A 2,556-nucleotide genomic window follows, 5' to 3' on the forward strand; every position below is an offset into this window, starting at 1 on the left:
AATATATAATGAAAAAGGAGAAAAATAATGAGCCTGATCGAAATAAACAACCTGACAAAATATTATGGAAAATTTAAAGCTTTAGATGATGTTTCTCTATCCATTCCGGAAGGAAGAATAATCGGGCTTTTGGGAAAAAACGGAGCCGGAAAATCAACTTTGATGCGTTGTATGTTGGGATTTCTAAAATACAAAGGTGAGATCGAATATTCTGGAGAGCCGGTCAAACTGTATAAAGAATCGATCTTTAATCATCTTGCTTTTATCCCCGATGTGAACAGTCTTGATGATCGTTTGACTGTTCAGCAGACAATCGATTATGTTTCTGCTCTGAATCCTTCCTGGAATTCCGAAAGAGCGAATTCTCTGATGGTAAAAAGCGATCTTCCTATCAAACAAAAAATAAAAAATCTTTCCAAAGGGATGAAAACAAAATTGTATTTGCTGCTCACTCTTTCGATGGATGTTAAAGTTCTTCTTTTAGATGAACCGACTTTAGGTCTCGATATTGTTTTCCGGAAAGAATTTTTTAATATGATTCTCGGAGAATTTTTCGATGAATCCAAAACCATTATCATTTCTACTCATCAAGTGGAGGAAGTGGAACACATTTTACAGGATATAATCTTCATAGATAAAGGAAAGATTAATCTACACGAAAATATCGATGAATTGAAAAGTAAATATAAGATCGTAACCATTCCGGATGAAAGAAAGGAAGAACTGGAAAGGTTCAATCCAAAACTCGTAACGAAAACTTTAGGTCATTTCAGTGCGATCGTTGATAACAATATCGAGATCGAAGATGCTTCTTATGGGAGACCTTCGCTTTCAGACCTGTTTTTTGCAACAGTAGGAGGTTCAGATGAGTAAATTAAAAACATTGATCATCAAAGACTGGCGGATCAATAAAAAAACATTTTTACTTCCTTTCTGGATCACAGCCGGATTTTATGCTCTTATTCTATTAAGTGTTCTTGTTGCTTATTTTAAAGGAGATTTCCAGATCAGTTATGATTTTCTGCAGGATATCGAAACCGGACCTCCGGTTCCGATCTTGAATTTTGTAATTAATATGGCTGTTATGGGATTACCCGGTTTAATGATTGTGATCTTCACGATCATGCTGACGCAAAGTGCTTTAAATGAAGATTTGCGACGGAATTTCGAGTTATTCCATCGTTCTCAACCTGTTTCCATCTGGGAAAGATCGTTTTCAAAATACATAACCGGAATTGCGGGATTCTGGATAGTTTTGTTTCTGATTGGGATCTTTAATTTTATCGTGGTGAACAGTTTTGTGGCGATCGTTGGACAATTTCACTTCAAATCTGCGGTTTCAGGGATGTTCCTGGCTTTGTTCAGTTATATGAAATTTACTTTGATCATCGGAAGTCTGGCTTTTTTCTGTTCTGCGATTTTCAAGGACAAAGCATTTTTTAAAGGTTTATCTGTTTTACTTGCGATCCATGTTCTCTTCCTGATCGTTAATGTCTGGTTCGGCTGGAAATTACCCATGCCTTTTACATACTTGATAGACCTTTTAAAAGATAATTCTGTCACAAGTTTCGATGGCAATGATTTTTTCTTTGGAATGGATAGTTCTCAACAATTTGAAATCTCGGAATTGATAAAAGAAAAATGGAGCAGTCTGATTTTTTCATGGAAATCACTATTACAGATTCTGGTGAGTGGTTCACTTTTTGCAATATCAACATTCATTTATAAAAACAAGGAAGTAAAATAGGAGGCTTTATGAAAGGATTTCAAACCTTAAAAAAGTATTTCCTGAACTTTATAAGTTTGATAACAAAGTCATACGACTATTATCATTATTATAAACATTGGTCTTTTTAACTCATCCCTTAATCCCTTCTCTTAAGAAGAGAAGGGAAATTTAATGGAATCAAACTGATATTTCTTTCCTTATTTTTCCCTCTCTTTGTAAGAAAGGGTTAGGGTGAGTTATTTAATTAACAATGAACAAGTTAGGCAAATTGTTTTACGAGGAGGATATGATGAAAAAAATTATGTTGTCTGTTTTAATTATTTCAACGGTTTGTTTGATCGCAAAACCGCAGGAGATAAGTATCAAAGCAAAGGAAGTGGAGTTGGTTTTTAATAATGTAAAGATTAAGAATATCGAGTTCAGTAATGGGAATAACATTATTGTTGATTCTAAAAAATTGAATAACATCGATATTAAAAAGAAGAAAAATCAAGTTACTTTTTCTTCTGATTACAACAACAAAATTGCTCTTACTTTACCGGATTCTAAAACTTATACTTTTCAAATGGATGATGCTGTCTGTAGATTCGATTCCGGAAAAGTAAACATCAAAACCGATGATGGAGAAGTCATCAAATTTGAAGACGGAAACTTACTTGTTCTGGATGATGATGGAAAGACAAAAGTTGAGATCAATGCGGAAGGAATTTTCGTCGAAGATGGAGATGAAAAAGTGGAGATCAGCTCGGAAGGGATCATTGTTGATTCGGATGATGAAAATAAAGAATATACCGGATTCTGGGGACAATTGCTGGGTGGATTTATCA

At 34.4% G+C, this 2,556-nt stretch carries 3 protein-coding genes; all 3 read left to right on the top strand.

Annotated features, from left to right (window positions below; genetic code table 11):
• The first annotated feature begins 27 nt into the window (after positions 1-27).
• Complete coding sequence (locus tag ENL20_01235; protein HHE37180.1) at positions 28-873, top strand: ABC transporter ATP-binding protein; 846 nt, start codon at positions 28-30, stop codon at positions 871-873.
• A complete protein-coding gene (locus tag ENL20_01240) occupies positions 866-1,747 on the top strand; it encodes a hypothetical protein (GenBank protein ID HHE37181.1) in 882 nt (293 codons plus the stop codon). Before ENL20_01235 ends, ENL20_01240 begins: the two co-directional genes overlap by 8 nt.
• Positions 1,748-2,018: 271 nt before the next feature.
• Positions 2,019-2,556: hypothetical protein (locus tag ENL20_01245; GenBank protein ID HHE37182.1), on the top strand; the 538-nt coding region annotated here is incomplete at its 3' end.

Source organism: Candidatus Cloacimonadota bacterium (assembly GCA_011372345.1).
In the GTDB taxonomy this organism is placed as follows: domain Bacteria; phylum Cloacimonadota; class Cloacimonadia; order Cloacimonadales; family TCS61; genus DRTC01.

What these genes read in the sequence shown, in the direction of transcription:
- ENL20_01235 (HHE37180.1), top strand. Translation starts at nt 28, where the DNA reads ATGAGCCTGATCGAAATAAACAACCTGACAAAATATTATGGAAAATTT.
- ENL20_01240 (HHE37181.1), top strand. Translation starts at nt 866, where the DNA reads ATGAGTAAATTAAAAACATTGATCATCAAAGACTGGCGGATCAATAAA.